This window comes from Bacillus sp. LR--39 (assembly GCF_053613335.1).
In genome coordinates, this window is the sequence record NZ_JBSIOT010000186.1 from 1 (window position 1) to 1,322 (window position 1,322).

Sequence of the window (1,322 nt, forward strand, 5' to 3'; positions counted from 1 at the left end):
CATTACACGCAATTTATGGTGTATGACCTGGATGGTGACGGAAAAGCAGAAATAGCCATGAAAACAGCTGACGGCACAACAGACGGGAAAGGACATATCATCGGTGATGAGCATGCCGATTTTAGAAACGAACAGGGCAGAATTTTGTCCGGTCCGGAATATTTGACCGTGTTTAAAGGAGAAACCGGTGAGGAACTCACGACCGTGGAATATGAACCACCCCGCGGCAAGCTGGAGGATTGGGGAGACGGCTATGGAAACAGGATGGACCGTTTTCTCGCCGGGATCGCTTATTTGGATGGGGAGCGGCCGAGCCTTGTTATGGCGCGCGGCTACTATACGAGAGCCGTGCTCGTGGCATACGATTTCAGAAACGGAAGGCTCAAAAAACGCTGGGTATTTGACTCCAACCATCCGGGACATGAAGCGTACGCAGGACAGGGGAACCACAGTTTAAGCGTGGCGGACGTCGACGGAGACGGAAAAGATGAAATCATATACGGCGCAATGGCTGTCGATCATGACGGAACCGGCCTGTACTCAACGGGGCTCGGGCACGGAGACGCGATGCATGTAGGGGATCTGGACCCGTCACGAAAAGGGCTTGAAGTGTTCCAGGTGCATGAGGACGCCACGAAGCCGTACGGACTGTCGCTGCGAGATGCCGGAACCGGTGAGATATTATGGGGCGTCCATGCTGGAACTGACGTTGGCCGGGGCATGGCGGCTCATATTGATCCAAGCTACAAAGGATCGCTCGTCTGGGGAATTGATCCGCCGGGCAATGATGGCATGTCGTATGGGCTTTTCACGAGCAAAGGCGAAAAAATCAGCGACAAAGCGCCCGCTTCAGCCAATTTCGCCATCTGGTGGGACGGTGATTTGGTCAGAGAACTGCTTGATCATGACTGGGACGGAACGATTGGCAGGCCAAAGATTGAAAAATGGGATGCTGAAAACGGCTGTCTGAAGACGATATTTCAGCCGGCCGGCGTGCTGTCCAACAACGGCACGAAAGGAAACCCGGTTCTTCAGGCCAACCTGTTCGGAGACTGGCGGGAAGAAGTGATATGGAGAACGGAAGACAGCAGCGCGCTCCGTATCTATACAACGACACATCTCACCCGCCACCGCTTTTACACGCTGATGCATGATCCGGTTTACAGGCTCGGCATCGCCTGGCAGAATACCGCCTACAACCAGCCGCCGCACACGAGCTTTTACCTCGGAACGGGAATGAAAAAACCGCCGAAGCCCGCCCTGTACATAGCGGGAAGTAAAGCGGAGGCGCCGCTGTAGGAGGACTAAGGGATAAGACGCAA

1 protein-coding gene is annotated in these 1,322 nt (G+C 54.5%); it reads left to right on the forward strand.

Translation table 11 applies throughout. The annotated features are described in order from the left end of the window. The coding region (rhgX, locus tag ACWHAR_RS21630) for a rhamnogalacturonan exolyase (protein WP_452087788.1) at positions 1-1,299 on the forward strand (1,299 nt) is incomplete at its 5' end. Positions 1,300-1,322 lie beyond the last annotated feature (23 nt).